Annotated in this window: 26 protein-coding genes; 15 read left to right on the forward strand and 11 right to left on the reverse strand. The window is 40.1% G+C overall.

The annotated features are described in order from the left end of the window. The first annotated feature begins 84 nt into the window (after positions 1–84). The 11 genes from E2L03_RS10360 (at position 85) to E2L03_RS10405 (ending at position 12161) form a co-directional block, all read left to right on the forward strand. Positions 85–2151, forward strand: a complete 2067-nt coding sequence (locus E2L03_RS10360) for a BglG family transcription antiterminator (protein ID WP_055735659.1) — start codon at positions 85–87, stop codon at positions 2149–2151. A 20-nt stretch (positions 2152–2171) separates the two neighbouring features. Beyond that, positions 2172–2648: a PTS sugar transporter subunit IIA gene (locus E2L03_RS10365; protein ID WP_038477594.1), complete on the forward strand. Its 477-nt coding sequence runs from the start codon at positions 2172–2174 to the stop codon at positions 2646–2648. Between the two features lies 1 nt (position 2649). Then, positions 2650–2934 (forward strand): PTS sugar transporter subunit IIB, encoded by a 285-nt coding sequence (locus tag E2L03_RS10370; protein ID WP_035394863.1) that lies wholly within the window; start codon positions 2650–2652, stop codon positions 2932–2934. Positions 2935–3001: 67 nt separating this feature from the next. Then, positions 3002–4261 (forward strand): galactitol-specific PTS transporter subunit IIC, encoded by a 1260-nt coding sequence (locus tag E2L03_RS10375; RefSeq protein ID WP_038477596.1) that lies wholly within the window; start codon positions 3002–3004, stop codon positions 4259–4261. A gap of 33 nt (positions 4262–4294) precedes the next feature. Next, complete coding sequence (locus tag E2L03_RS10380; protein ID WP_134259135.1) at positions 4295–5332, forward strand: zinc-binding dehydrogenase; 1038 nt, start codon at positions 4295–4297, stop codon at positions 5330–5332. Between the two features lie 47 nt (positions 5333–5379). Further along, on the forward strand, positions 5380–5553 hold the full coding sequence (locus E2L03_RS20400) for a hypothetical protein (RefSeq protein ID WP_208394350.1): 174 nt from the start codon (positions 5380–5382) through the stop codon (positions 5551–5553). A 3-nt stretch (positions 5554–5556) separates the two neighbouring features. After that, positions 5557–6615 carry a galactitol-1-phosphate 5-dehydrogenase gene (locus E2L03_RS10385; RefSeq protein ID WP_038477602.1) on the forward strand — a complete coding sequence of 353 codons (1059 nt, stop codon included), beginning with the start codon at positions 5557–5559 and terminating at the stop codon, positions 6613–6615. 426 nt (positions 6616–7041) lie between these two features. Next, positions 7042–8634: a ribosomal protection-like ABC-F family protein gene (gene abc-f, locus E2L03_RS10390; protein WP_134259136.1), complete on the forward strand. Its 1593-nt coding sequence runs from the start codon at positions 7042–7044 to the stop codon at positions 8632–8634. Between the two features lie 343 nt (positions 8635–8977). Further along, positions 8978–9985 (forward strand): ABC transporter substrate-binding protein, encoded by a 1008-nt coding sequence (locus E2L03_RS10395; protein WP_095149759.1) that lies wholly within the window; start codon positions 8978–8980, stop codon positions 9983–9985. An 89-nt stretch (positions 9986–10074) separates the two neighbouring features. Beyond that, positions 10075–10935, forward strand: a complete 861-nt coding sequence (locus E2L03_RS10400; protein ID WP_038485311.1) for an ABC transporter permease — start codon at positions 10075–10077, stop codon at positions 10933–10935. Further along, entirely contained in the window at positions 10932–12161 is a 1230-nt protein-coding gene (locus E2L03_RS10405; RefSeq protein WP_134259137.1) for a quaternary amine ABC transporter ATP-binding protein, read from the forward strand. Before E2L03_RS10400 ends, E2L03_RS10405 begins: the two co-directional genes overlap by 4 nt. Before the next feature lie 44 nt (positions 12162–12205). Here E2L03_RS10405 and E2L03_RS10410 read toward each other — a convergent pair whose 3' ends face one another. The 6 genes from E2L03_RS10410 to E2L03_RS10435 form a co-directional block, all read right to left on the reverse strand. Beyond that, positions 12206–12634, reverse strand: coding sequence for a PaaI family thioesterase (locus E2L03_RS10410; protein WP_051667358.1), 429 nt, complete (start codon positions 12632–12634; stop codon positions 12206–12208). Between the two features lie 284 nt (positions 12635–12918). Then, a complete protein-coding gene (locus tag E2L03_RS10415) occupies positions 12919–13845 on the reverse strand; it encodes a S66 peptidase family protein (RefSeq protein WP_134259138.1) in 927 nt (308 codons plus the stop codon). An 80-nt stretch (positions 13846–13925) separates the two neighbouring features. Next, a complete protein-coding gene (locus E2L03_RS10420) occupies positions 13926–14576 on the reverse strand; it encodes a hypothetical protein (RefSeq protein ID WP_134259139.1) in 651 nt (216 codons plus the stop codon). 16 nt (positions 14577–14592) lie between these two features. Then, the gene (locus tag E2L03_RS10425; RefSeq protein ID WP_038477621.1) at positions 14593–15204 is read right to left on the reverse strand and encodes a response regulator transcription factor; all 612 of its coding nucleotides are present in this window, start codon (positions 15202–15204) and stop codon (positions 14593–14595) included. Beyond that, complete coding sequence (locus E2L03_RS10430) at positions 15201–16352, reverse strand: sensor histidine kinase (protein WP_166740271.1); 1152 nt, start codon at positions 16350–16352, stop codon at positions 15201–15203. The genes E2L03_RS10425 and E2L03_RS10430 overlap by 4 nt, the downstream gene beginning before the upstream one ends. 160 nt (positions 16353–16512) lie before the next feature. Further along, positions 16513–17478: an alpha/beta hydrolase gene (locus E2L03_RS10435; RefSeq protein WP_038477627.1), complete on the reverse strand. Its 966-nt coding sequence runs from the start codon at positions 17476–17478 to the stop codon at positions 16513–16515. Positions 17479–17679: 201 nt separating this feature from the next. Here E2L03_RS10435 and E2L03_RS10440 point away from each other — a divergent pair, with 201 nt between their 5' ends. Beyond that, the gene (locus tag E2L03_RS10440) at positions 17680–18276 is read left to right on the forward strand and encodes a GNAT family N-acetyltransferase (protein WP_134259140.1); all 597 of its coding nucleotides are present in this window, start codon (positions 17680–17682) and stop codon (positions 18274–18276) included. A gap of 31 nt (positions 18277–18307) precedes the next feature. Here E2L03_RS10440 and E2L03_RS10445 read toward each other — a convergent pair whose 3' ends face one another. The 5 genes from E2L03_RS10445 to E2L03_RS10465 all read right to left on the reverse strand — a co-directional run bounded on the left by E2L03_RS10445 (position 18308) and on the right by E2L03_RS10465 (position 23002). Next, entirely contained in the window at positions 18308–18694 is a 387-nt protein-coding gene (locus E2L03_RS10445; protein ID WP_197196477.1) for a TIR domain-containing protein, read from the reverse strand. 89 nt (positions 18695–18783) lie between these two features. Next, entirely contained in the window at positions 18784–19935 is a 1152-nt protein-coding gene (locus tag E2L03_RS10450) for a 2-methylaconitate cis-trans isomerase PrpF family protein (RefSeq protein WP_134259141.1), read from the reverse strand. 12 nt (positions 19936–19947) lie between these two features. Continuing rightward, positions 19948–20382, reverse strand: coding sequence for a tripartite tricarboxylate transporter TctB family protein (locus E2L03_RS10455; RefSeq protein WP_134259142.1), 435 nt, complete (start codon positions 20380–20382; stop codon positions 19948–19950). Beyond that, a complete protein-coding gene (locus E2L03_RS10460) occupies positions 20379–21872 on the reverse strand; it encodes a tripartite tricarboxylate transporter permease (protein ID WP_134259143.1) in 1494 nt (497 codons plus the stop codon). Before E2L03_RS10460 ends, E2L03_RS10455 begins: the two co-directional genes overlap by 4 nt. Positions 21873–21886: 14 nt before the next feature. Continuing rightward, positions 21887–23002 (reverse strand): Bug family tripartite tricarboxylate transporter substrate binding protein, encoded by a 1116-nt coding sequence (locus tag E2L03_RS10465; RefSeq protein WP_038477641.1) that lies wholly within the window; start codon positions 23000–23002, stop codon positions 21887–21889. A gap of 142 nt (positions 23003–23144) precedes the next feature. On the opposite strand from E2L03_RS10465, the gene E2L03_RS10470 reads away from it, so the two are divergent. The 3 genes from E2L03_RS10470 (at position 23145) to tcuA (ending at position 26686) form a co-directional block, all read left to right on the forward strand. Further along, positions 23145–24014, forward strand: a complete 870-nt coding sequence (locus tag E2L03_RS10470; protein WP_124741549.1) for a LysR family transcriptional regulator — start codon at positions 23145–23147, stop codon at positions 24012–24014. A 90-nt stretch (positions 24015–24104) separates the two neighbouring features. Further along, positions 24105–25181 carry an isocitrate/isopropylmalate dehydrogenase family protein gene (locus E2L03_RS10475; RefSeq protein WP_134259144.1) on the forward strand — a complete coding sequence of 359 codons (1077 nt, stop codon included), beginning with the start codon at positions 24105–24107 and terminating at the stop codon, positions 25179–25181. Next, positions 25178–26686 carry an FAD-dependent tricarballylate dehydrogenase TcuA gene (gene tcuA / locus E2L03_RS10480; RefSeq protein ID WP_055735676.1) on the forward strand — a complete coding sequence of 503 codons (1509 nt, stop codon included), beginning with the start codon at positions 25178–25180 and terminating at the stop codon, positions 26684–26686. The genes E2L03_RS10475 and tcuA overlap by 4 nt, the downstream gene beginning before the upstream one ends. Positions 26687–26772 lie beyond the last annotated feature (86 nt).

The raw sequence follows: 26772 nt of genomic DNA on the forward strand, positions 1-26772 counted from the left end.
AAGAAGTTCGATAAGTTGGGATGAAAGCGCATACTTTCCTTTGAGGATCGGTGCTACAATCACATTAAGAAAGGAGGGATTGCATTGGCACTGAATGATCGTAGCCAAAAAATTCTCAATGAGATCATCAGTAATAGGCAAATAACAAGCGGCGTATTAGAGAAAAAACATGATTTAAGTCGACGCCAGCTTGGTTATACCATTCAGAAGATTAATGAATGGCTTGTATCTGAAGATCTGCCTGAGATAGAACGAACAAGGCAAGGTCATTTCATTGTTGATCAGTCTGTTTTTTCAACATTATCACGCCAACCAGCGAGTGTAACAAACACAACACAGGATCAAGGGTTTCTAACGGAAGAACAGCGATGCCACTACATTCTGTTTATGTTACTCGCTAGTGAAGAGGAATTATCGTTATATCATTTTCAATCGGAGTTAGGATACAGCAAGAATACCATTCTTCATGATTTAAAACGTGTTCAAAATCGATTAAAAGACCATAACCTTGATATTCATTATTCACGTCGAAACGGCTATCGTTTAAAAGGAAAAGAGCTTCATATACGGAAGCTGCTCATCTATTTAGTCGATATAGCTGTGCATTCTAGTCAAGATACGACATGGTTGGAAGATGTAGCAAGTATAAAAAAAGAAGAAATTGAAGAGTTAAAAAGAAGAATTGATAGAGTGGAGAAACGTTTAGGTATTCGCTTTACAGATGAAAAATTGTTAGCTATGCCGTACATTTTTCTTCTTGTTTTAAAACGAATTACAAGTGGCTGTGGTCTTGAACCTTTTTCAATTGAATATGAAGAGCTATCCGATACAAAGGAGTATCAGGCAACGGAGTTTATTTTTCAAAACATGACAGACGTACCTAAGCAGGAGCGGCTATTTATAGCCCTACACCTTCTTACCGCAAATGTCCATTGGGCAGATTTAATAGTAGAGGATGATTCTATTCCTGATTTACTACCAGCCCTTTCGACTATGTTACGGTCCTTTGAAAAAAGCGCCTGTATTTATTTACAAGAGCGTGAAATGTTGTTGAAAAAACTTGTTCAGCATACAAAACCAGCGTATTATCGAATCCGCTATCAATTGACGGAGATAGAGACGGTTCAGAATCCGTTTAGCGTTGAATACCGGGAATTGCACCATCTTGTTAAACGTAGTTTAGGCCCTCTTGAAGAGCTGTTTGGCAAAGAGATTCCTGAGACAGAAGCCATCTACTTAACGATGCTCATTGGTTCTTGGATGACGCGTCAAGGTGAGAGCATTTCCAAAAAAACAAAAGCGATTGTCGTTTGTCCACAAGGCGTTTCTGTATCTCGCTTAATGTTAAAAGAATTAAAAGAACTCTTTCCAGAGTTTATCTTTCTTGATTCCTTGTCTGTGAGGCAATTCAATGTCTATGAATTATCGTATGACATTATCTTCTCCCAAACGCCTTTAGCAACCGATAAGCTGGTATACGTGACAAAAGCCTTTTTGAGTCGAGAAGAAAAACATCGATTAAAGCAACAAGTGATGCAAGATATTCACGGTTACAAGCCGATGACGATTCAAATTGATCAATTAATGGACATGATTAGCGGCTACGCTACTATTGAAAATGAAAGCGATTTAAAAGAAGCGCTTCATGCATATTTTTTTCCAGAAGATCGTAAAGCGTATCGGGACGAATCCTTTCAGAATGGACTAGAGACTTTTTTAACAACAGACATGATACAGCAAGAGGATACTGTACCAAATTGGGATGAAGCCTTAAAGCTTGCGGCTAAACCCCTTATTGAAAAAGGAATTGTAGAACCTCGCTATGTTGATGCGCTTGTCGCCAATAAAGATCGTGATCCTTATATTATCATTGGACCAGGTTTAGCGATTCCACATGCGGCACCAGAAGAAGGCGTTATCCAAACAGGAATGAGTCTATTACAGTTAAAAACACCTGTTCATTTTTCAGAAGAAGAACAGATAAGAGTATTAGTTGTTATCGCTGCTAAAGACAAACATCAACATATTCGAGCATTACGGCAGCTCATAAAGCTTGCCGCTACCAAAAAAGACCGGGAATTATTTTTAACAGCATCGTCGATAAAAGACATAGAAACGATGATTATGGCTTATTCGATGGATGAGGAGTAGAGAACAGAGGTGAAATCGTAATGCGTTTAGATGAATCAACGATCTTACTCGATATTGAGGCAACGGATCAGGAAAGCGTTTTAAAGCAAATGGCAGACAACCTTGTTCGTGAAGGACTTGTAAAAACAAGTTTCGTTCAAGCGATTATCGCACGGGAGAAAGAGTATCCGACGGGCTTGCCTACTGCTGGAGTGGCAGTTGCTATTCCTCACACAGATGTTGAACACGTCAATGAAAAAAGCATTAGCATTGGTCGCCTAAAAGAGCCGATTCCGTTTGGGATGATGGGTGGCGACCCTTCTGAGCAAGTGGAAGTTAAGATTGTATTTATGCTAGCTATGAAGGAAGCACATGCGCAATTATCGCTTTTACAACAATTGATGCAGTTGTTTCAAAATGAACGTAAGCTTATGCAACTTGTTCATGCAGCATCAAAAGAAGAAGTGAAAAAATTAATAGATGACAGTCTAGAATTGACTGCACAAGGAGGAAATTAGTATGGCAAAGAAAAAAGTATTGGTCGCATGTGGCGCAGGTATTGCAACATCAACGGTGGTTAATAGTGCAATTGAAGAAATGGCAAAGGAACATAAAATTCCAGTTGATTTAGTACAAATTAAAATTTCCGAAGTAGGTGCGCATCGTGATACAGCCGACCTACTTGTCACAACAGCAATGACTCAAACAGAATACCCGTTTCCTGTCATTAATGCCCGTTCTTTCTTAACAGGTATTGGAACCGATAAAACGAAACAAGAAATTTTAGACGCGCTAAAGGCGTAAAACAAAGAAGAATGAAAGCGGAATTTCTACCATTTAGAAATTCCGTTTACTTAAAGGAGGACCGACCATGGATGGATTTGTTAACTTCATTCAAGGATTTTTAGACTTAGGTGCAACGGTTATTCTACCGGTTGCTATCTTTATTCTCGGATTAGTATTTGGACAAAAGCCAGGTAAAGCATTTCGTTCAGGTTTAACCATTGGAATTGCTTTTGTAGGTATATTTCTTGTTGTCGACTTGCTTGTTAATAACTTAGGACCAGCTGCTCAAGGAATGGTTGATCGGTTAGGTGTTGAATTAAACGTTATTGATGTAGGATGGCCAGCTTCTTCATCTATTGCATGGGCATCAGTCGTTGCTGCATTTATTATTCCACTAGGGCTTGCAGTAAACGTTATTATGTTAGTCACAAAAACAACGAAAACAATGAACGTAGATATTTGGAACTTCTGGCATTATACATTTACAGCAGCAATGGTATATGTACTATCAGGAAACATTTTCATCTCATTACTATCTGCTATTCTATTCCAAGTTGTTTGTTTGAAAGTAGCAGATTGGACAGCACCTATGATGAGCAAGTTCTACGATTTACCAGGTGTATCCATTGCAACAGGTAGTACGATCTCTTATGCGCCAGGAATCTTTCTTGTAAAAGGGTTACAAAAAATTCCTAAAGTTAAAGATTGGAACGCCGATCCTGAATCCATTGAAAGACGATTTGGTATTTTAGGGGAATCAATGTTCATTGGCCTTGTGCTAGGTGCAACGATTGGTGCATTAGCTGGTTACAGCGTTGGTGAGATTGTTGAGATTGGTATTGCAATGGCAGCCGTTATGGTCTTAATGCCACGTATGGTGAAGATCTTAATGGAAGGCTTATTACCAGTATCTGAATCAGCACGCGAATGGTTAAATAAACGTTTTGGTGATCGAGAAATTTATATTGGACTAGACGCAGCTGTAGCACTAGGACATCCGGCTGTTATCTCAACTGCCCTTATCCTTGTTCCAATTACAGTGGCAATGGCAGTATTGCTTCCAGGAAACGCGCTTTTACCATTTGGTGATTTAGCAACGATTCCATTTATTGTAGCTTTCATCGTTGGTGCTGCCCGCGGAAATATTGTACACTCTGTTATCGTTGGTACCGTGATGATTGCCATTTCATTATATATCGCGACAGATATGGCACCTCTCTTTACAACGATGGCGCAAGATGCAAGCTTTAATATGCCTGCAGATTCAGCCATGATATCAAGTATTGACCAAGGTGGAAACATCGTGAACTGGATCATTGTTAGATTTTTCGGTCTGTTTTATTAACGGAACGGACTGCTATTAGGAGGATGAATCACTATGAAGGCACTGGTTAAAACAGATCACGGATTCGGGAACTTAGAGATACAAGAAAAACCAGAACCTATACCGGCGGCAGAACAAGTGAAAATTAAAGTACGATATGCGGGTATTTGTGGAACCGATCTTCATACGTATGAAGGACATTATAAAGTGGGTGTTCCTGTTACACTGGGACACGAATTTTCTGGGGATGTGGTTGAAGTAGGCGAAGCAGTTACATCAGTCGCTGTAGGCGATCGTGTGACCTCAGAAACAACGTATTCCATTTGTGGGGAATGTGCCTATTGCCAGACGAAAGATTACAACTTGTGTAGTCGACGAAAAGGGCTTGGCACTCAACAAGATGGCGGTTTTACGAACTACCTTATCGCACGAGAAGCGAGCGTGCACAAGCTACCTGAGGGAGTCGATTATAAGGCGGCATCAATGACAGAGCCACTAGCTTGTACGTATCATGCCGTTGAGAAAACGGAAGTTAAACCAGGTGATATCGTCGTCGTTCTTGGTCCAGGAGCCATTGGGTTGTTAACTGCTCAAGTTGCAAGAAGTAAAGGTGCCAAGGTTATTATTACTGGTTTAAATAGTGATAAGATTCGTTTAGAAAAAGCGAAGGAACTTGGAATTGATTATGTCGTAAATATTCAAGAAGAGAACTTGAAAGACGTTGTTGATAGCATAACTGATGGGTACGGAGCGGACATTGTGTATGAGTGCTCAGGAGCAGTACCTGCAGCGAAGCAAGGGCTCGATCTTCTTCGGAAAAAAGGACAATATTGTCAAGTTGGAATCTTTGCGACTCCGGAAATACCATTTGACTTAGAGAAGATTGTTCAAAAAGAGATTCGTGTGGTTGGCACAAGAAGTCAGAAGCATGCAGATTGGCAGCCATCCCTTGAATTATTAAACCGAGGAAATGTCAATGCAAAAGCACTTGTGACCCATGAATATAACATCACCCAGTGGGAAGAAGCTTATCAAGCCATCAAAAGTGGCGAGGCGATTAAAGTATTACTCACTCCTGTGGAAGAGGGATAACGACAATACGAGGAAGGAAGAGCTTGCTCTTCCTTCTCCCATAATGGATGGAGGAAACAAAGATGACAGATATGTTTTTAGATTTTATGCTTGGACCAATGCGAGGAATCGGTGATTTTTATTTTGAACATCAGATGGTTTTCAACACAGTGGTTGTTGGGATCGCGCTGTTTGCTCTTATTCGAAAGCGTAAAGGAAAACAAGCAAAGGAGCAATCATAGAGGATGGAGTCTTTAAAATTATATGGTGTTCAAGATATTCGTTATGAAGAAGCTCCAATGCCGACGCTTGTTCATAGCGATGATGTACGCATTAAAATCTCAACTGTTGGTATATGTGGATCAGATTTGTCTCGTTATAAAAAACTCGGTCCATACGTTCCTGGTACGATTTTTGGTCACGAGTGTACAGGTATCATTGTGGAAACTGGTTCATCTGTTTCGCATCTTCAAGAAGGGATGCGTGTAGCCGTTTGTCCAACCTTTCAATGTGGTACGTGTCATTATTGTCAAATAGGAGAACCAAGTAGGTGCAGCTCTTTGCACGTTGTTGGTGCTAAGCAGGATGGTGCCTTTGCGGAATATATTGTTTTGCCTTCCACTCAAGTACTTCCTTTACCAGATGAGGTTGATGACGAAACGGCTGCACTTATTGAACCGTCGGCAGTAGTAGCACACGGTTTCTATCGCACGAACATTCAGCCTGGTGCAACGGTGGCAATAATGGGTTGTGGTAGCATAGGACTGTTAGCGATTCAATGGGCAAAAATCTTTGGAGCACGTCAAATCTTTGCGATTGATATTGATGATGAAAAGCTAGAGATAGCGCAACGTATGGGGGCAGATGTGCTAGTTAATTCAAAAGAAAAATTAGCTCATGAACAAATACGAGCGTTAACAGGTGATTTAGGTGTAGATGTTGCAATTGAATCAGCAGGATCTCCTATTACGTCAGCTCAAGTGCTGGCTCTCCCTAAAAAGGGAGGAGAAGTGGTTTATTTAGGCATTCCTTATGGAGATGTGCCAATTGAACGCTTTTATTTTGAACAGATTGTGCGAAATGAATTAAGTATACATGGATCTTGGAATGCCCTCTCTGCCCCTTTCCCTGGTCGAGAATGGCAAGCAACGATTCATTATATGAAAACAGGCGCCATAAATGGTGCTCCAATGATTAGTCATCGACTTCCCCTCAACCAAGGACCTGACGTATTTAAGAGAATGACATCTGGAGAAAAGGGCTTCGTAAAAGTTTTGTTTTATCCGCAAGCGCAAACGATTTAGTAAGCTGTACAAGCCACTGATGTAGAAACGCCCAAAGCGGTGTAAGGGTATATCTTTGTATGGAAAAGGGATCTTATCGAACAAGGTAAGACCCCTTTTCATCATCGGATTTTTCCACGTTACCATAAAGAGCAATTGACAAAGCGTTTTGCCTATGGCATTATTAGAGCCATCTTATAAGAAAGGAAATTGGTGCCTAATACAATGAAGCAGTAATCGAGTCGACCCAACGTAATGGAATAATCATTTATTCACTCGAATGAGAGTTGGATATTTTTTTCATGAACGTTAGAGTAGGATTCGTCTGTCTTCATAGATTAGGGTAAAAAAATGCAACCGCCACTAGAAACGGTGGGGTAGTGTCTTTTTGTTGACTAATTTCTCACGGGCGAACTCTCTCTAACTATATTAGAGGGGGTTTTTTGTATGTTATTGCTACAAACAACAAAAATAGAAAAACAGTTCGGTGCCAGAGTCATTTTAGATAGTGATCCATTATTTATTTATAAAAGCCAACGCATTGGATTAGTTGGTAAGAATGGTGCTGGAAAGACAACATTGTTGCACGTTCTAGCAGGCTATAGTAAAGCAGATTTTGGGCAAGTAACTCATTATGAAAAAACAGCCTATATTCCACAACTTCATCAGCAGTCAGCTTCATTATCACCGAAAGAAGCAAATCAATGGCAAGTGCCAGCACACGCTCATAAAAGTGGAGGAGAGCAAACACGAGCAAAAATTGCCAAAGCCCTTGAAGCAAATGCGTTGCTGCTACTAGCAGATGAGCCGACTAGTCATTTAGATTTGGAAGGGATCGAGCAACTTGAACAAGTATTTACCTCATTCTCAGGAGGTCTTTTAGTTACGTCACATGACAAAACATTCCTTAATAATGTGTGTACGTCAATTTGGGAGATTGAAGATGGAAAAATAAACGTATATGAGGGGAACTATGACGCCTATCAAGCTCAAAAGCAAAAAGAATTAGACGAAGCGCACAAAGCCTATCAATCGTATCAATCTGAAAAGAATAGGCTCTTACAAGCTGCACAACAAGCACAGCGTCGTTCCGATCAGATTAAAAAGGCACCGTCAAGAATGGGGAATTCTGAAGCACGTTTGCATAAGCGTAGCAGCGGTGTTCAAAAAGCAAAAATAAACCGGGCAGCTGAGGCAATGGTAACACGAGCAAATCAACTGGAAAAGAAAGAAAAGCCAAAAGAAGAAACAAAGATTCAGTTTGACCTAAGTCGCTTTCCGATTGTTCATAGTAAACAGCTTGTTGAATTCAAAGCTTTTCAAGTGTGTATAGAGGGACGATTTCTGAAGGAAGTGAATGGGGTTGTGCCAGCAGGTAGTCGTATTGCCATTTTAGGAAAAAATGGGTCAGGAAAATCGACGCTTTTACAGCAAATTGAGCGTCGGCAAATGACACTTGCTAAGCCAGCAAAGCTAGGCTATTTCTCACAGCACCAGCATGATATTTTAGATGATGAAACGATTCTTGAGAATGTAGGGAAAGGCAGTCCTTATTCAGAAACATTTATTCGAACCGTCTTATCTCGGTTAGCTTTTAAACGAGAAGACGTTTTTAAAAAAGGAATGGACTTAAGTGGTGGTGAGCGAGTTCGTACTGCTTTAGCAAAAGTGTTTTTAAGTGATGTAAACCTTTGGCTTTTAGATGAGCCAACGAATTATCTGGATCTAACGACGAAAGATTCTCTTAAAGAAGTGATGAATCAATTTCCAGGTACCATCCTCTTTGTTACACATGATCGGACATTAGTGGAGGATGTTGCGACCCATCAGCTATCCTTCGATGATAAACACGCAAAGATTCGGGAGGTTACTAGAGAGGAGGAAGAATTAGAAAAACCAGACGAGTCTTTATTGACCATCGACTTTAAACTATCAGAGCTGTTGTCACGTTTATCAACTGTGACAGATGAGAGCGAGAAGAATCAACTAGACCAGCAATTTCAAGAACTGTTAAAGAAAAAGCAAGCATTGAAAAGGTAGCTATAGTAAGAGACGAAGCAATCAGTTAGTGTTGTTTCGTCTTTTTTGGTTTAACTTCGACAAAATCCGGGAAAGGGTACTCACGACCTCGTTTAGAGAATTTTTGAAAAAAAGGAGGTTAAAGTCGAATCGTGTCGTAAATGATTGAATCATTGATGATTTGTAAGGGAAAAAAGCCCTACTATTCAATCTCCCCTGTATATGACGAAAAACTCTATAAAACACAAAAAAATCAAGTTTGTGAATAAGTAAACGCTTTACTATAATAAGAAGCAATCTATGCAATCTTAATAGCATCAACACCTATACAAGGTGGAAAATAAAATAAAAAAGGGGTAAATAAATGAAAAAGAAAAGTTTAGGTACGAGTGTAAGTCTAGTAGCGGCAATCGCCCTGCTGTCGGCATGCGGTGATGGCGCTGACAGTGCAAATGAACTCTCGGTCATTACGTTTGCCGATGCAGGGTGGGAGAGTATTCGAATTCATAATGCTATCGCTCAGACTATTATTGAAGAAGGATATGAAATGGATACAGATACAACAATGGGATCTACTGCAGCAACTGTACAAGGGTTACGTGATGGTGATATTAATGTCTATATGGAAGTATGGACAGATAACATTCGAGACCTTTACGATGAATCCATTGAATCAGGCGACATCATTGAAGTATCAACAAATTTTGATGACAATGTTCAAGGCTTATACGTTCCAACCTATGTCATAGAAGGAGATGAAGAAAGAGGGATCGAGCCTTTAGCGCCAGATTTACGTCGAGTGGATCAGCTTGTGGACTATCCAGATGTTTTTCCTGACCCAGAGGATTCTTCTAAGGGACGAGTGTTGAACGCTCCAAGTGATTGGGCGATTTATGATGATATCTCAACGAAATTCGAAACATACGAACTTGGAGAAACGTTTAATTTGTTCGCCCCTGGTTCAGATTCAGGTATGGTAACAGATTTAGTGCGAGCTTATGACGCTGGTGAAGGTTGGGTTGGTTATTACTGGGAACCAACTGGCATTACAGCGAAGTACGATCTAACATTACTTGAAGAAGATGAATACAATCAAGATCAATGGGAAGAAGACCGTTCGACTGAATTTCCGCCAAACGATGTAACGGTTGCTGTGAATCAACACCTTCCAGACCAAGCACCTGATGTTGTTGAATTTCTTGAAAATTACGAAACGAGCAGTGCTTTAACAGAAGAAGCATTACTATATATGGAAGAAGATGGATTGACTGAGGAAGAAGCAGCTATGCGTTGGTTAGAAGAGCATGAAGACGTATGGACAAGTTGGTTACCAGAAGATATCGCTGAAAAAGTAGTAAATGCGATTAAATAAAGAAGCGGCTAGCTGTACGCTAGCCTGCTTAGTGTTTTCGAATTTTCCGAAACGAGGTGAATGGATACACCAACGTGTATCGTGAGACGATGAACAATTTTCCAGATATTCGTTTAAATCTAGGGGACTATATAGATGCATTTATTAGCTGGCTCACAGAAGCCGGTGCAGGTGTATTTGATTTTATTTATTTTATAAGCGTCAATACCATTAACGGTATAAATGATTTCCTCGACTTATTTCCATGGTGGCTATTTATATTCATTGTGATTGCACTTGGTTGGTTTTTTCAAAAATGGAGTTCTGGTCTCATCTATGGTGCTTTTATTTTTATCATTGGCGCATTTGGGCTATGGTCTGAAATGATGACGACTTTAGCCATCATAATAGCCGCTGTCTTAATATGTTTAATTATAGGAATTCCACTCGGTATTATCATGGCCTTTAGTCATCGTTTTTCAATCGTGATGCGTCCTATACTTGATGCCATGCAGACGATGCCAAGTTTTATTTATCTAATCCCAGCTATCTTCTTTTTCGGACTTGGGAATGTATCGGCTATTTTCGCAACGATTATTTATGCAGTACCGCCAGTTGTGCGTTTAACTGAATTGGCTATTAGAGGCGTCAGTCCTGCAATGGTTGAATCTGCTCAATCGTTCGGCTCTTCAAAAGCTCAAACATTATGGAAAGTTCAACTGCCGCAAGCCGTTCCAACGATAATGGCTGGTGTAAACCAGACGACTATGATGGCACTAGCGATGGTTGTTATTGCTTCGATGGTTGGAGCAGGTGGATTAGGAGCACAAGTACTAGTAGCCATTAATCGCGTTGACATTTCACTAGGTGCAGAAGCGGGACTTAGTATTGTATTTCTTGCCATTATCATTGACCGAATGACAAATGGATTTGCAAATAAAATTCAAAGACATAGGAGAGTGACGTCATGACCATTCAAATTTCACTTAAGAATGTCTCAAAAATCTTTGGACCAAAGCCGAAATCTGTGATTCCTATGATTAAAAAAGGGATGACAAAGGAAGAAATACTAGCAAAAACAAACCATACTGTTGGTGTTTATGATGCTTCTATGGATATAAAGAAAGGAGAGACCTTTGTTATTATGGGTCTTTCTGGAAGTGGTAAATCAACGCTCATTCGATGCTTTAATTTATTAAACAAACCTACAGATGGAGAAATTGTATTAAATGGAGAAAACATTGTCGCTTACTCAAACAGCCAATTAAAAAAAGTGCGTCAAAATAAAATCGCAATGGTTTTCCAGCATTTTGGACTGTTTACCCATCGAACCATTTTATCAAATGTCGAGTATGGATTAGAAATTAAACAAATGTCTAAAGCAAAAAGGCGCGAAATTGCGATGAAAAATATCGAAATCGTAGGGTTAAAGGGGTATGAACATAAGTATCCAGATGAGCTATCAGGAGGCATGCAGCAACGGGTAGGGCTTGCTCGAGCATTAACAAATGATCCTGACATTTTATTGATGGATGAACCGTTTAGTGCACTTGACCCACTCATTCGTAGAGAGATGCAAAGTGAGCTTCTTGACATTCAAGAACGCCTTCAAAAGACGATTATTTTTATTACCCACGACGTAAATGAAGCCTTTAAAATTGGTGACCGAGTAGCCGTTATGAAAGATGGAAAAGTAGTTCAAATTGGAACCCCAGAAGAAATTATGGAAAGCCCTGCAAATGATTATATTTCCGAATTCATAAAAGACATTGACCGTTCAAAAGTGTTTCAAGCCTCACATATTATGATGAAACCAAACGCGGTGGTATCTGTAGAAGACGGTTTGAATGTGGCAGTAAAAGAAATGAAGCGAAATGGGCTATCAAGTGTCTTTGTTGTTGACGATCATCAGTTGTTAAAAGGCATTCTTACAATCGATCAAGCTATTAAAGGCATTAAAGAAAAGAAAGCTTTAAGTGACGTTATGTCAAAGGATATTCAACGAGTTAGCAAAGATTGCTATGTGACGGACTTAATACCTAAAGCACTAACATCTGCTTTTCCGTTAGCTGTGGTTACAGAGGAAGGGCAATTAGAAGGGATTATTTTGCGAGTGCATGTATTATCTGGATTAATCTCTGAAGAAGTAGACGAAACAGAAGAGTACCATCCAAGAGAAGAATTAAGCCCGGTATAAGATCAAAAACAGCGTGTTCCTCTCAACACGCTGTTTTTTTGTTGCTAGTTAACTTTTTTTTTCCTTACAGATACAGTACAACGCGAAATACAGATGGTTTCTCCTTCTTCATTTGTTAGTTCAATATGCCAGACCATTGTAGAGCGACCTTTGTGAAAGGGAGTGGCCGTAGCGATAAGGAGACCGTCAGCCATAGTACGAATATGATTCGCGTTTATTTCCATACCAAAACAAACATGGGTTTCTTGATCAATGTTAATGGCTGTAGCAATAGAAGCGGCTGTTTCGGCAAGCACAACAGAGGCGCCACCGTGGAGAACCCCATAGGGCTGATGCACATTTGGCCCTACTGGCATGGTCATAACGACTTTATCTAGGGAAATCTCCTTATATGTAATGCCAAGATGTTCAATTAAGGTATTCTTTGCAAGTTTGCTTAGTTGTGAAAGTTGATCGTCAGTAAAAGTAGTCATGTCTAGCCTCCATTCTATTTTTAAAGCGCTTACATAAAAGTATACAGAAATTGGCTCTATGAAGAAAGAGGTTTACTAACGTATGAGGTTACGAGTGATTAGTTTAAAAAGCAATTTGAGACATTATAAGGATCTTAGACCATACCTGCATAGTGAGTTCACTGCTGTTGCTGAAAAAAGAAAGATGAATCTAGCCCAAATTAGAAGTCCCTTTTTTATAGGTAGGGAGGGTATTCACAGGGCCTATTCACCTTTCGTTTCGCTGTCTCAGCCGTGTTTTTTTATTAGCGGTCGGCTACAGTATTATCTAGGACGGTAATGGTTCCATTGGTACCATCAACTCGAACATTCGCACCAATAGGTAATGTTCCTTTGTAATAATTGTGCGCCGATTGAACATTGGTCACTAAAGGTTTGCCTAAAGGGACAATAAACGTTTCGATTAAGTCTTGGTAACTTGTATTGTAGGAAATTGGACAATCGGTACACGTCCCCATCAGAATAGCTTCACAATCCTCAAATTTCCCTGCTGCTTCTAAGTGAGCTAAATAGCGATAAATCGTATTCGTTGCTTCGTGTGTATCTTCAAGAAAGATGACTTTTCCCCTCGTATTGATTTCATAAGGTGTACCCAACGAATCAACAAAAGACGTTAAATTACCGCCAATGAGTTCACCTGTTCCGACTCCATCAACCTTTCCTTGCAAAGGTATCCCAGGGGGGTTGAGGAATAAGTATGGCGCATTCCCATTCATTGTCGCTGAAAAAAATTGATCAAAATTATAAGCCGGTGTACTATCACGAAAATCAATTAAAAGTAACCCTTGAAATGTAATAAGATTGGCAAATTGATAGAGTGCATTTAAAAGGATTGTTATATCACTGTAGCCAGAAATAATCTTAGGATTATCGCGAATTTGTGTGAAATCAAGATAAGGGATCATACCTGCGACGCCTACACCTCCTCGGGTCGGCAATATCCATTTTACGTCTGGATTTAACACCATACTCATAAAATCATTCGCTCTACTTTCGGCAGATCCAGCTAAAAATCCTGTTCGATTGAACACACTTTCGCCTAAAAGGATGTTAAAACCAAGCTGTTCTAAATAATCAATTCGAGTACGAATGGTGTCAGCTGAAAGTGGACTACCTAACGTAACAATACCTACCGTGTCACCTTGATTGAGTCGTGGCGGCGCAGTGCTCATGTGTTGATTTCCCTCCTCGTATCGCTTCTATAATGAAGTATATGGATCGAGAGAAGAAATAGACAGACAAAATAAGACTGCTAAAACGTTTTTGTCTTTTGTGGAAAAAAGGTGTATGACCATGAATAGATCATATCGACGACAAAGACAATGCCCCAAATCATGGAAATACTATAAATGGTTTCATTTGGATAGGGGGTAGATTGAATCGGTGTCTCCCCGTTTAACCAGGACCAATCTTGAAGATAAGAAAAGGCTTCAACAATGGATTCTGTTCCTAATGAAAAGAAAATTACTTGTGCACTTAAGAAAATACCGATATGAATAAAAGCAGTATGTCGATAGTGCTTTGCTTTGTATACGGGATCTTTTTGTTTTTCAACTGCGCGATGATCGTCAGCTGTTAGTAAGTTGACTCCACGCCATTGACCAATTTTTTTCTTCATCCAACGATCAAGTTTTCGAAAATCTTGGTAACCAAAAGTAACGGCGTAAAGAACAAAGATGGTAATAATAATTTGTAAAGAAGAGATTTCTCCTGTTTCTCGATAAAGTAACCAAGCGAGTACCGCTTCTAAAACCGTAATAAAAATAAATAAAAATATAAAGAGGGTGCTTAAGGCTTTGCGGTTGAACCAATATCGTGTTAAACCGAACAACAACAAACAAAGTAAAGAGAGAACCTCTAGAGTAATAAAAACAATTCCTCCATAGTTCACAATTAAACTCATTCCAACATAACTCCTTTCATGATGTTAACCAACCTTTCTCATTTGCTTTTTGCGCTGCTTCAAATCGATTTGTTGTTTGTAATTTTTGCATAGCAGTAGATAAATAATTTCGGACTGTACCAATAGACAGAAAGTGTTCTTTTGCCATCATTTCGGTCGTTTTTCCAATCAAAATGGAAGATAGTAGTTGTTGTTCCCGCTCTGTTAAAGGATTGTGTTGAAGTTGAAACAATTGCTGGTGAAGTGCTTGTGAAACAACGGTGTCGCCCCTGTACACCCGACGTATGCCATGAACAAGATCTTCAATCGCTTCATCTTTTAGCAAATAGCCATTTACACCAATCCGCATGGCAGATTCGATATAGCCTGCACGAGAAAAAGTGGTAAGTAACGCAATTTTACCGTTAAAACCGATGTCTTTTAGTTTAGCTGCTGTTTCAAGACCTGTTCCTTCAGGCATTTCAATGTCCATCAAGAGAACATCTACCTTTTGAATGATGGGAGATGCTAGTACCTCTTTTCCAGTCCTAGCTTGACCAATGACGTTCATATCGGCCTCTAAATGAATGAGAGAAGTTAATGCATCCCTCAGAATCGTTTGATCCTCAGCAATGAAAATGTGAATCATAGAGCGTTCCCTCCTTTATCAATTATTGGCAAGAGTAGAGTGATCGTAACACCATTCCCAGTGGTAGGTTGATTCCATTCGCTTTTCCCATTAACGAAAGCCATTCGTTCTTGAATAGATTGTATACCTGTGCCATCAAGATCTCGTTCTTGCGGCAGTCCAACGCCGTCGTCTTTTATTTCACACGTCAGGGTAGCATCTTTCAGTGAAAAATGGACATGAACGCGATCGGCTCGACTATGCTTGTAACAATTTAACAGAGCTTCTCGAATGCTAAGCGCTAGCATGGACTCTGTTACTTCTGATAACTGGGGAATGGAGTGCTGACCAGTAATGAAGTAGTTGATATAGGTTCCTTTGAAAAGTGAATCACCGTGTAGTAGTTCATCTTGAATGCGTATGTGCTTTAATTCTGATACTACCTCTCGTACTTGTTTAGAAGCACCCTTTATTTCCTCTAGCACAGCTTTCATTTCAAGTTTTGCTCGTTTCGAGTCTTGATCCATTAGGCGAATGGCTAGCTCACTTTTAAATTTAATCACTGCCATGGTATGACCAAGAGTGTCATGTAGATCCCTTGCTATTCGGTTTCGTTCTTCTTCTTTAATTAGGGACTCAATTTCTTTATTAACAACAGCTAGATCCCTCTCCAAACTTTGTGTACGCTTAATCATTCGAATAACGTATGGTAATGCTAGCTGAAGAAAGAGAAAGGGGAAGAACATCGTTGTAAGAAAAGCAAAAGGGTCCCCATAGGAAATGCTAGATACGGTTACGTAACTCAATACCAATCCGATTTGGGTAAGCAAAATATAGGGTGTAATCTTTACATTCCCGCTGGCATCTGAAAAAACAAATAAGTAGATAAGCAGATTTGGACTTGTTTGAATAGCTAAAAAGGTGAACAGCAAAATGCCTAGTAAACTACTTAGAACATGTAGCCACTTCTTGAAGTTCAATGTGATAACATATAAGAAGAGGATAAGGATAAAGGCAAGTATGCGAATGAAATAAGAAAGTTCAGACTCATCTTGAAGCAAGATAAACAATAAAAAAGCAAATATACTTAAGTCTAAAAAAAATAATTTGAGCTGATTACGTGGGTAAAAAAACAAAAGCAAGCCATCCTCTCTAGGGTCATCATTCACTCCTTTTAGTATAGCTTGAGTATCAGTATAAAATGTAGCTTTAAGTGAAACTAGACACGGCTGTCATTAAAAATAAATGACATGTGTCATTTAAGTGGTTGAATGAATTTTATGAGAAAATGAAAACAAAACCTTGTTCACCAATTAGGTCAACAAGGTTTTAAGAAAAGTATATCGGATCAGAAATAAATGGTTCATGCTTAATGAAATGACGGTCTAGAAAGTTCAATACCCGTTCTTCGTATTCACTTTCGAAATGAAAGTAACTACGGATATGTCCGCCTTTTTCAGGGAGCCAAAGTTCGCTTCCAGAAGCACTCTGATGAATAGCTTCAGATTCGGAATAAGGAATGGCGCCGTCTTGCATAGAGTGAATCAGAAACAACCCTTTATCTTCTGGATACGACTGAGCAGCGTATAACGGGGTGACATCAGTTGGGTTAAACCCAGGTACCATGACACCGATGGCACGAGTGGTTCCTGTTGCAAATGATTTTGGTAACCCAGTCCAATATTGAAAACTTTCAGCAGCATATTCACTTAAGTTGGCAAAGGGAGAGTCCGCAATAACCGCCTTCACTTGTTCAGACTCTGCTCCTGCCATAATGGAAGTTACGGCGCCCATAGACCAACCCATCAAGGCGATATCCTCTACTTCGTATGTGTCACTTACATAATCAATGGCGCTTAATAAGTCTGTTTTTTCATTCCCACCAAATGTTGTCGGTGCTTGCTCAGACATACCTGAGTTTCGAAAATCAAACATAAACACGTGGTACCCTTCTTTATTTAGACGGCTGGCTAATTGCAGTGGGCTAAATGGCATTTCAGTACGATTGTATCCATACCCATGAGCAAAAATGACAGCTTTATCCGTATTAAACAAGGAATTATGCTCCGATGGAATCCACCAACCACTTAAGGAGATTTGGTCAAATTTATTTGAGAATTGAACTTCCTCATAGGCAAGATCGTAATGACTAGGATTGCTTTCAAGGAGTCGGATTGCTGGATTCGTTGCTTTATAGCCAACGAACACAAGTGCACCTGACAATAGGACGAGTAGAGCCGCAAAGGTGGTGACAGCGTTCATTAGCCAACTTTTAAAATTGAGGCGTTTCTTCATCCTTTCCACTCCCTAGATGTAGTTCGTTCTTTAGATGGTTTAGAGATAACCAGTTTACTAGATTGGATTGTAGCATTATTATACGTGCTTCGAAAGTTGATTACAAATGCTATCAAATAAATTAATCGTGAGAAAACCCGCTTTTTAGCGATCAGAACGTGAGATTACATTTTCATAACAAGAAGAAATGGAGAGAATGCAATGGAGCGACAAGAACGAGAAAGTGAAAAATCAAATCAAACCTTACCGAACGAGTCGAATCGACAAACTCAGTCTATTCGAACAGTCCAAGAGGAGTTGAAATTAGAAAGACTTCGCAAAGAACATGAAACAACGTTATATTCGTTTGAACAATCGAATCGCATATATTTTGAAACGATGGTACCGAGTCGCGGAGAAACCTTTTATCAAAAAGAAGTATTTCGTCATAGCTTAGTGCAATTATTAAAGGAAGAGGAAAGAGGGCAAGGTCTTTTCTATCTGATTTTCAACAAGGAAGGAACACTTATTGGTCGTCTTAATCTAACGATCAGTGGTGAAACGGCAGATGTAGGGTATCGGATAGGAGAAGCATTTTCAGGTCGAGGTTATGCTAAAAAAGCCCTTGCGTTAGCAATAAAAGAAGCGCAGCGTCATCTTCATTTGCAAAAAATAACAGCGAAAACCACTTCGGCTCATATAGCGTCTCAAACAGTACTAGTAAAAAACGGTTTTTATGAAGTAAGGCGTGACAAAGAAATATTTATGTGGAAAGGGAAGGAACAGCAGTTTGTTTACTACGAGCGATTATTAACCTAGCTAAAGTACCTTAAAAAAGGAAATGGGCTCGTTACGTTGAACGAACCCATTCGTCAATAATGGCAGGAAGATCGTTTAACTCACTTTCACGATGTGTAACACCGCTAAGATAATAGAACGTTGAAGGGTCGACGACTGTTCCTGGGGGAGAGTAAATCAAAATCGGCTTATGATGCGCAAGTGCAAGCCCTAATTCCACGTGGCTTCCCTTTCCTGCAGGCAAAAGTAAAATAAAAAGATCGGCTCGTTCAACAGCTTGCTTTTCAAGCTCGCCAATCGCTTTTAACTCATGAACTTCTGAGGCACGCTGGTGCTGAGTCCAGTCGTATGTTTGCGTGTAGCCAAGCTTTTTTAAAGAAGTAGCTAGCATGCGGACAGCTTCCACGTTACGAAACGATGATGCCAAGTAAAATCTCATCAGAACACCCCTTTAGAACAAATGATAGATGTTGACCCTAAGGGCGTCAATGTAAACAAGTGCTATTCATCCTAACATGACAGACAAGCTCATGAGGACTGCCAAAAAATAGAACGAGGGACATACGTATAGCCTTCCATTAACCTTCGAGACGTTCGTGCAACAGCAGCTTGTTTAATAATCGGCTCTCCATATTCCTGTTCTTCCACTTCTGCAGAAAACCCCATCGTGCCAGACGGATGACCAATCGTTATACTGGAGGATGGTTTAGCATGATTCACATCTGCTACTACAGTCCCTTTTAGCTTCGAGGCGATAGCCGTGCATAAACCACCCGTTACAGGAAAGGCATGATGCATTTTTTGCATAGACATAGCACGACTAACAAATGAAACCTCATCTTTTCTAATCATCGCATTTGCTGTGGTTTGATACGCACATGGTTCACGTACAAGAATCAGCTTAGGGCTTGCTGGTGTAACCGCTGTTGCTTCACCTCTCTTTTTAACAAATCCGAGCAGTTTGGCACCCTCGCTCCGAATTTCTTCAAGCTGGTAAAGTTGCTCAACGGTTAATTGTGCCGGCAATTCCGTTCCCTTTAGCCCAATGGACTGAGCATGCATAAAAACAACAGCAGTCGTCACATCGAGAATGCTTACTTCAACATCTCCAGTTGAAATAGAGAGAGTGTCTTTGCGATTTCCTGTTGGAAACAGCGAGCCTGTTACGGCTCCCGCCGCGTGCTCGAATTCAAGCAAAATCTCGGCTCCAGTACCAGGAACACCATCAATGGAGAAATCACCTGTAAAAACAGATCGTCCATTAAAGACAGGAACATGAGCGATAATGATTTTATTTGTATTCGTATTGTAAATGCGAACCTTTGTAATTGGTTCGACTGGAGGAACGAGGCCTTCATCAATCGCATAAGGGCCAACGCCACTTAAAATGTTCCCGCAATTTGTCCCGTAATCAATTGTTTTTGTGCCAATTCCCACCTGTCCAAATGTATAAGCAATATCCGCATCCTCTCTTGTAGAGACCGATACCATTGCGAATTTGCTTGTTAAAGCATCTGCCCCACCTAATCCATCTATTTGGCGCTTATCATTTCCATAGATCGAAAGAATGACTTGGTCACGAACAACAGGATTGCTAGGTAGTTCATGTTCTAATATATAGACACCTTTACTTGTGCCTCCTCGTATGATGGCTGCACGGATACGTTCAAATTCTCTCACATCTATCACTCCTTAAAAACCTAGAATATTTGTTGGCCAATAAACACCGAGCAAACGGCTGGCAGTGGAAATAGCGACAAGCACACACACTACAGAAATGAGCGATTTCCACCAAACCATCGTTGTTTCTATGAGCAGAAAGCTAAGAATAAACAAGCTGGTTGCGATAAACATACCAAAGACGTAAATAACCCCGATATAACCAACGATCCAGCCGATGTATCGCAACGGTTTGATAAAAGCAATCCGTTCGTGTTCGTGACGAATTTTATTGTATTGAATTAGCAAAACGATAAGATAAATAATGGACAGTATGGTCCCGGCTACCGATACATAAAGTGGAAAAAACTGAGCAAGTCGAGAAAATTCTAAAGCAAGAATGGCGGCGCTCCCAAAGACAATGCAGAGAAATAGTGTAAAAACAATATTTAAAATGTCTTTATTCATAGCGACATATCTCCTCCTTTTGACTCAACGGATTTACTAAACCGTTTCATTAACATCCCTCCAGTTAAGAGGAAGGCGATAACAAGACCAATTCCAATAACAATAGGGTTTGTAAGCCATTCCCATCCATAGCGCTCAATGGAAATCCAATAGTATCTTTCAGCTGAAATCGCAAGGACAAACCCAATTAATAATGGAGGTCTTGGCCAGTCTAAAATGGTCATCAGATAGCCTAATAGACCGATCGCGATAAAAACGATAATATCGCCCCATGAGAAATTAGATTGATAGGCACCTAGAATAAGCAACACAAGTAAAAACGGCACAATCTTTTCACTTGGAATAAAGCTAATTTTCGATATAGGTCGTATTAAAGCCATGCAAAGTAATGCCCCGAAAATATTTGCGAAAACAAGTGTCCAGACAATGGATAACGTAACAGGCAAGTCGGCACCAAGCATTCTTGGACCTGCTTCTAGTCCCATAAGTGTTAAACCACCTAACAGAATAGCGGTTGTCCCTGATCCAGGTATTCCAAATAATAAAGTAGGTACTAATGAGCCTCCTTCTTTTGCATTGTTCGCACTTTCTGGCGCAATCACTCCTCTTATATCCCCTTGACCAAAGGTATTGTTTTTGACTGTTTTTTGGGCAGCACCATAAGCAATCCAGTCGACAACACTACCTCCAAGACCAGGAACAAATCCAATTAATGTGCCAATAACAGCACTACGAAACACTAAAAACTTATTTCGAAGAGAGTCTATAACACCTTTCATAATTCCGCCTTTAATCGGTCGATTGTTTGTAATGCTTCCTTTACTTGAAAGCATTGTGATCATAATTGGAAAAGCGAAGATAGCAAGAGCTACGACAGGCAATGAAACACCATTCGATAAATACAAAGAACCAAATGTATAACGATACTCAGCCACGGCTGGCGCACTGCCAATAGAGCCTATTAAAAGACCGAGTAAGCCAGAAATGATGCCTTTAATAGGTGATTTTCCAGCGAGTAAACCAGCCATACTTAAGCCAAGCATGGTTAACATAAATAATTCTGGAGAGCTAAAAGCTGAAATTAATGGGCGGGCGAAAGGAATCATTAAGTATAAAGAAATCCCACCAACAACTCCACCTACCATTGAGCAAAAGAAGGATGCTCCCATAGCTCGAGAAGCCTGCCCTTGCTTAGCTAATGGATAGCCATCCATAATCGTAGCTTGAGAACCTGATGTACCAGGGATGCCAAGTAAGATAGAAGGAAAGGTATCACCAGTGTGTACAACGGCGACCATACCAATTAACAAGGCCATACCAACAAAAGGATCTAAACCGAATACGAAGGGAAGGAGTAAAGACATCCCAACTGTTCCACTTAATCCAGGGAGTAAACCGACAAAGATTCCAATAAAAATGCCTAAGAACATAAATCCAATACGTGATGGATGCAAAACAATCAGTAACGCTTCCCAAGCAGCCTCTAGCATGAACAGCACTCCTTTTACAGACGATTAACATCGACGTCATAATTTTCTAACAAAAACTCTCGTACCCAATTAATCGTACTTTCGTTGACGTCTAGCATCGCGTTAATGCGATCTTGTAAATCGTCTCCAATAAACGGTTGATAGTTCTCTAATATTTCTTCGGATTGGGCTTGAAACTGTTCGTCTTCTATTAAGGAAACCATGGAGGAGTGAAGCTCCTGTTTATGGGCTTCTGGTGCGTCATCATGAACCCAAACGGCTTTCTGTAAAGTAAATCCAGCACCGACAAATTGTTTGTATGCTTCCCAGGCCTCACCAGAGGGAACCTCATCATGTAAGTCAATGTACAGCTCTTCAATAGTAGGTAAATCTGGGAACTGAGGATCACGAATAAGCTCGCCATTTTCATCGATTTGACCAAGACTATAAAGGGGAACCGCTCTACCCTCTTCAACAAGTGGCACAACATTTCGGTTATAGGCAGTTGTGGTTTGATAATCAATATTGCTTTCACCTTGTTCAAAGGCTACGCGTGAAGGACCTTTCCCTTCATAGCCAAGAACGGCTTTCACATCTAAATTTAAAACCTCGAAAGAAAGAAGAGTGATAAGGTCTAAACCAGTTGGAGACATTCCTGCATAGAAAAGTTCTCCTGATGTCTTAACAAGTTCATGCACACCTTGAGCGGCTTTTTCCGGATTGGTGTAAACAACGCCACCTGATGGAGAACCAATAATCGGCGTCATATTCGATAAATCGTATTGAACCGATCCTTGACCGAGAATATAAGGAATATGGGATGATCCACTTGTTGTTAAAATGTTTCTGCCATTTGGTTTACGTGTTTGTGCATATTCGTTCGTACCTGTAATGCTGCCTCCTCCAGGAATATTCTCAACTTGAACACGAGGAGAGCCACTAATATGTTCCGAGAAATAGGGGGTCATAAACCGAGCAAATACATCAGTTCCTCCTCCAGCTTGAAAAGGAACAACAAAGGATATCACACTATCCTTGTATAAAGCGCCAGTTGTGGATTGGTCACTTGCATCGTTTGCTTCTATGGTATTGCATGCGGTAAAGAGTAAACAGGATGAAACAATAAAAAATGGTAGGTATTTTGTCTTCACAGCTGAAACCCCCTTGAATTGGTTCTTGAATCGAATTGTAAGCGATTGCAAAACATAAGTAAAATAGTTGTATTTTATAAAACACTATAAATTTTTTCTATGAGCGGTATAATGAGGACAATTTAAAAAAGGAGTGAAAGTGTTGGATCAAAAAGATTGGCATCTCATACATGAGCTTTATAAAAATAAAAATATTACAAAGACAGCAGAAAAGTTGTTTGTTTCACAACCATCGATTAGCTATCGTTTAAAACGTATTGAGCAAGATCTAGGGGTTTCGCTTTTCTTTAAAACAAAAAAAGGGATTGGCTTCACATCTGAAGGGGATTATTTGGCACAGCAAGCACGTGACATGATTCAATCGTATCAGCAAATGAAAGATCAGCTGCTGAATATGCAAAATGAAGTGAGTGGCACGTTACGAATTGGTGCCTCTAGTAATTATGCACAATATTTACTACCACAAATGTTGAAAGCGTTTTCTGATCAATATGAAAATGTCCGGTTTCAAGTTCGGACAGGGTGGAGTACACAGATTCTTGATCTGTTGCAAAACGATGTGGTTCATGTAGGTATTCTTCGTAGTGATTTTTCATGGCCAGGCATCAAGTTGCTTTTGAAAGAAGAACAACTCGCGCTCATATCGAAAACGAAATTGAAGATTGAGAGCCTGCCGATGCAACCGTATTTAAGCTATCGAACGGATACGTCATTAACGGAGTCTATTAAATCTTGGTGGAATGACCGCTTTGAAGATCCTCCCTATACAGAGATGGATTTAGATCGATTTGAAACGTGCAAAGAGATGGTGAAACAGGGGTTAGGATACTCTATTGCTCCAATGATTTCTTTATCTGAAAAGGACCAACTGTATATTAAACCATTACATTTTAAAAACAAGAAGCCTGTTATTCGCCGCACATGGTTACTTGCCAGTGAAGAAGCTTCAAGATTAGCAGTTGTGGAACGCTTTATTCAATTTATACAGACGATGGAGCTAGATCATAAATAATTTTTATTGAAAATGCAAGAAAATTAATATTTTATTTCATGATCTAACGCTAGTAAGCTAAAAGCATGAACGAAAAGGGGAGGTGCTTTTGTGCTTACGTTAGGTGTACTACATGGTGATGGGATTGGTTACGAAATAGTTGAATCTGCTAAAGCTATAGCTTCCGCAGCTGCTTTGCATGCAGGAGTAGCAGTTCAATGGAAACCGTTACAAATGGGAGAAGAAGCGATCAAACAATTTGGTACAAGTATGCCAGATGAAACAATTTCTTGTTTATCCGAATTAGACGGATGGTTAATGGGTCCTCACGATTCACTTTCTTACCCAGTTGACTTACAGGAACTGAGAAATCCAAGTGGAGAACTAAGGCATCATTTTGATTTATACGCGAATATACGACCGATTCAATCGAATCCATTTGTTCATGGGGTGATAAAAGAAGCAGACCTCGTGATTTATAGGGAAAATACAGAGGGGTTTTATGTTGATCGAAATATGTATCAAGGTGTAGGGGAAATGATGTTGACGCCAGATGTTGTGCTGACGACAGGCGTATTTACTAGAAAAGCTATTGAACGAATTGCCCATGCTGCATTTCAAAAAGCCCAGCAACGACGTAAAAGGGTAACGATTGTGCATAAAGCAAATGTAATCAAATTAGGGAGCGGTTTCTTTTTATCTCTTTGTCAGGAAGTGGGCAAACAGTACCCAGATGTCATAGTGGATGATTATCATATTGACGCGATGTGCGCCCATTTCGTTAGACGTATGGCTGATTTTGATGTGGTTGTGACTGAGAACATGTTCGGGGATATCCTTTCAGATTTAGCAGGTGAACTTGTTGGAAGTTTAGGGTTAGCAGGCTCCATTAATGCAAGCGCTTCAAAAGTGATGGCTCAAGCTGCACATGGTTCGGCACCTGATATTGCTGGGAAGGGCATTGCCAACCCTATTGGGATGATTGACTCTACTGCACTGTTGTTTGAATGGCTTGGTGAACAAAAGAAAGACCGTGATTTAACTTTACTGTCTTCCATAATGCGCGAGTCTGTAACAGCCACATTGAAAAGTAGCATAGCAACACCAGACCTTGGAGGTCAAGCGACGACAAAAGAATTCACTGATCACGTAATAAACCTCATGACAGAAGGGACGACATGTAAATGAATAGAATACATCAGAAACAACAATGGCCAGTCGTTGTTGTTGGCGCAGGGAACGCAGCTTTATGCGCAGCGATTGCAGCAAAAGAAAGTGGTCAAGAGGTACTCGTTCTTGAGCGCGCGCCGAAACAAAAACGAGGCGGCAATTCATATTTTACAGATGGTGCAATTCGGACCGCATATGGGGATTGGAATTCTTTAAAAGAAGTATTGTCAGATGACTCAAAGGTAGAAGATAAATTGATTCAAATGCCAAATTACGGAACAGATGAATTTATGGACGACCTGCAACGTGTGACAGAAGGACAAACCGATTCTCAATTAGCACAACAGCTTGTGACTCGCTCATTTGAGACGATTAAGTGGATGAAACGTAACGGTATTCATTTTGAATTAAACGAAAACCAATATTACATGAATGGTGATAAAAAACAGTTTTGGGGTGGGCTCCCGTTAAAAACAACGAATAAAGGTGTTGGACTTATTTCGTCATTGCTAAAGAGAGTAGAAGAACTAGGGATCTCGATTACCTATAACACTCGATTAAAAGATCTGCATAAGCCATCACCAAATGAATTTACATTAATCGTCGACACTGCGCAGGGAGAAGAGACAATTACTGCAAAAACCGTTATCTTAGCGTGCGGTGGCTTTGAAGCTAACGCAGCAAAGCGGAAGGAAGAATTAGGTGACGAATGGGAACATGCCATTGTACGTGGAACGGAATATAACACAGGTGATGGCTTAGAATTAGCTTTAAAACTAGGTGCCGTAAAATATGGTCAATGGGAAGGTTGTCACGCGCATACAACGGATTATTATGCACCGACGACGGGGGATTTCTCTAAACCTGGAGACATTTACAAAAAATCTTCCTATCCATTAGGTCTAATTGTTAATACCGCTGGAGAACGATTTGTTGACGAAGGAGCAGATTTTAGAAATTATACTTATGCCAAATATGGAAAAGAAACGTTGAAACAACCGAAACAGAAAGCGTTTCAACTATTTGATGGAAACGTTTTTCAAAATTTGCGAAAAGAATATCGGCTTGAGGAAGCCTCGGTTTATAAAGCGGATACCATTGAGGAACTAGCTCAAAAAATGGGTGTTGACGGAGATGTATTGGTTAAAACGATCAATAACTATAATCAAGCTGTACAGCCTGGAGAATACAATCCGGCCATAAAAGATGGTAAAGGAACGAAGGGGATACACCCGGCAAAGAGTAATTGGGCACTACCATATGATCAAGCTCCGTTTTTAGCATTTCCTGTTACTTGCGGTATTACGTTTACATTTGGAGGTGTAAGAACAAGTCCAAATGGTCATATTCTTGATCAACATGGAGACGAAATTCCGGGGTTATTTGCAGCAGGTGAAATGATTGGAGGACTGTTTTATCATAATTATCCGGGTGGTTCTGGTCTAATGTCTGGTGCGGTATTTGGTAAGCTTGCAGGTGAGCATGCAGGAAAGTATATAAGTGAGCAGTCAGTCGAAATCTAGCTTTTACAGAGGTAACTAGCGATAAGGAAACGCTAGTTGCTTTTTTTTTGAGAAGCTTGCTATCCCTTTATCCTGTTGAGATAATA

The organism is Shouchella oshimensis (assembly GCF_004375095.1).
GTDB lineage: Bacteria > Bacillota > Bacilli > Bacillales > Bacillaceae_D > Shouchella > Shouchella oshimensis.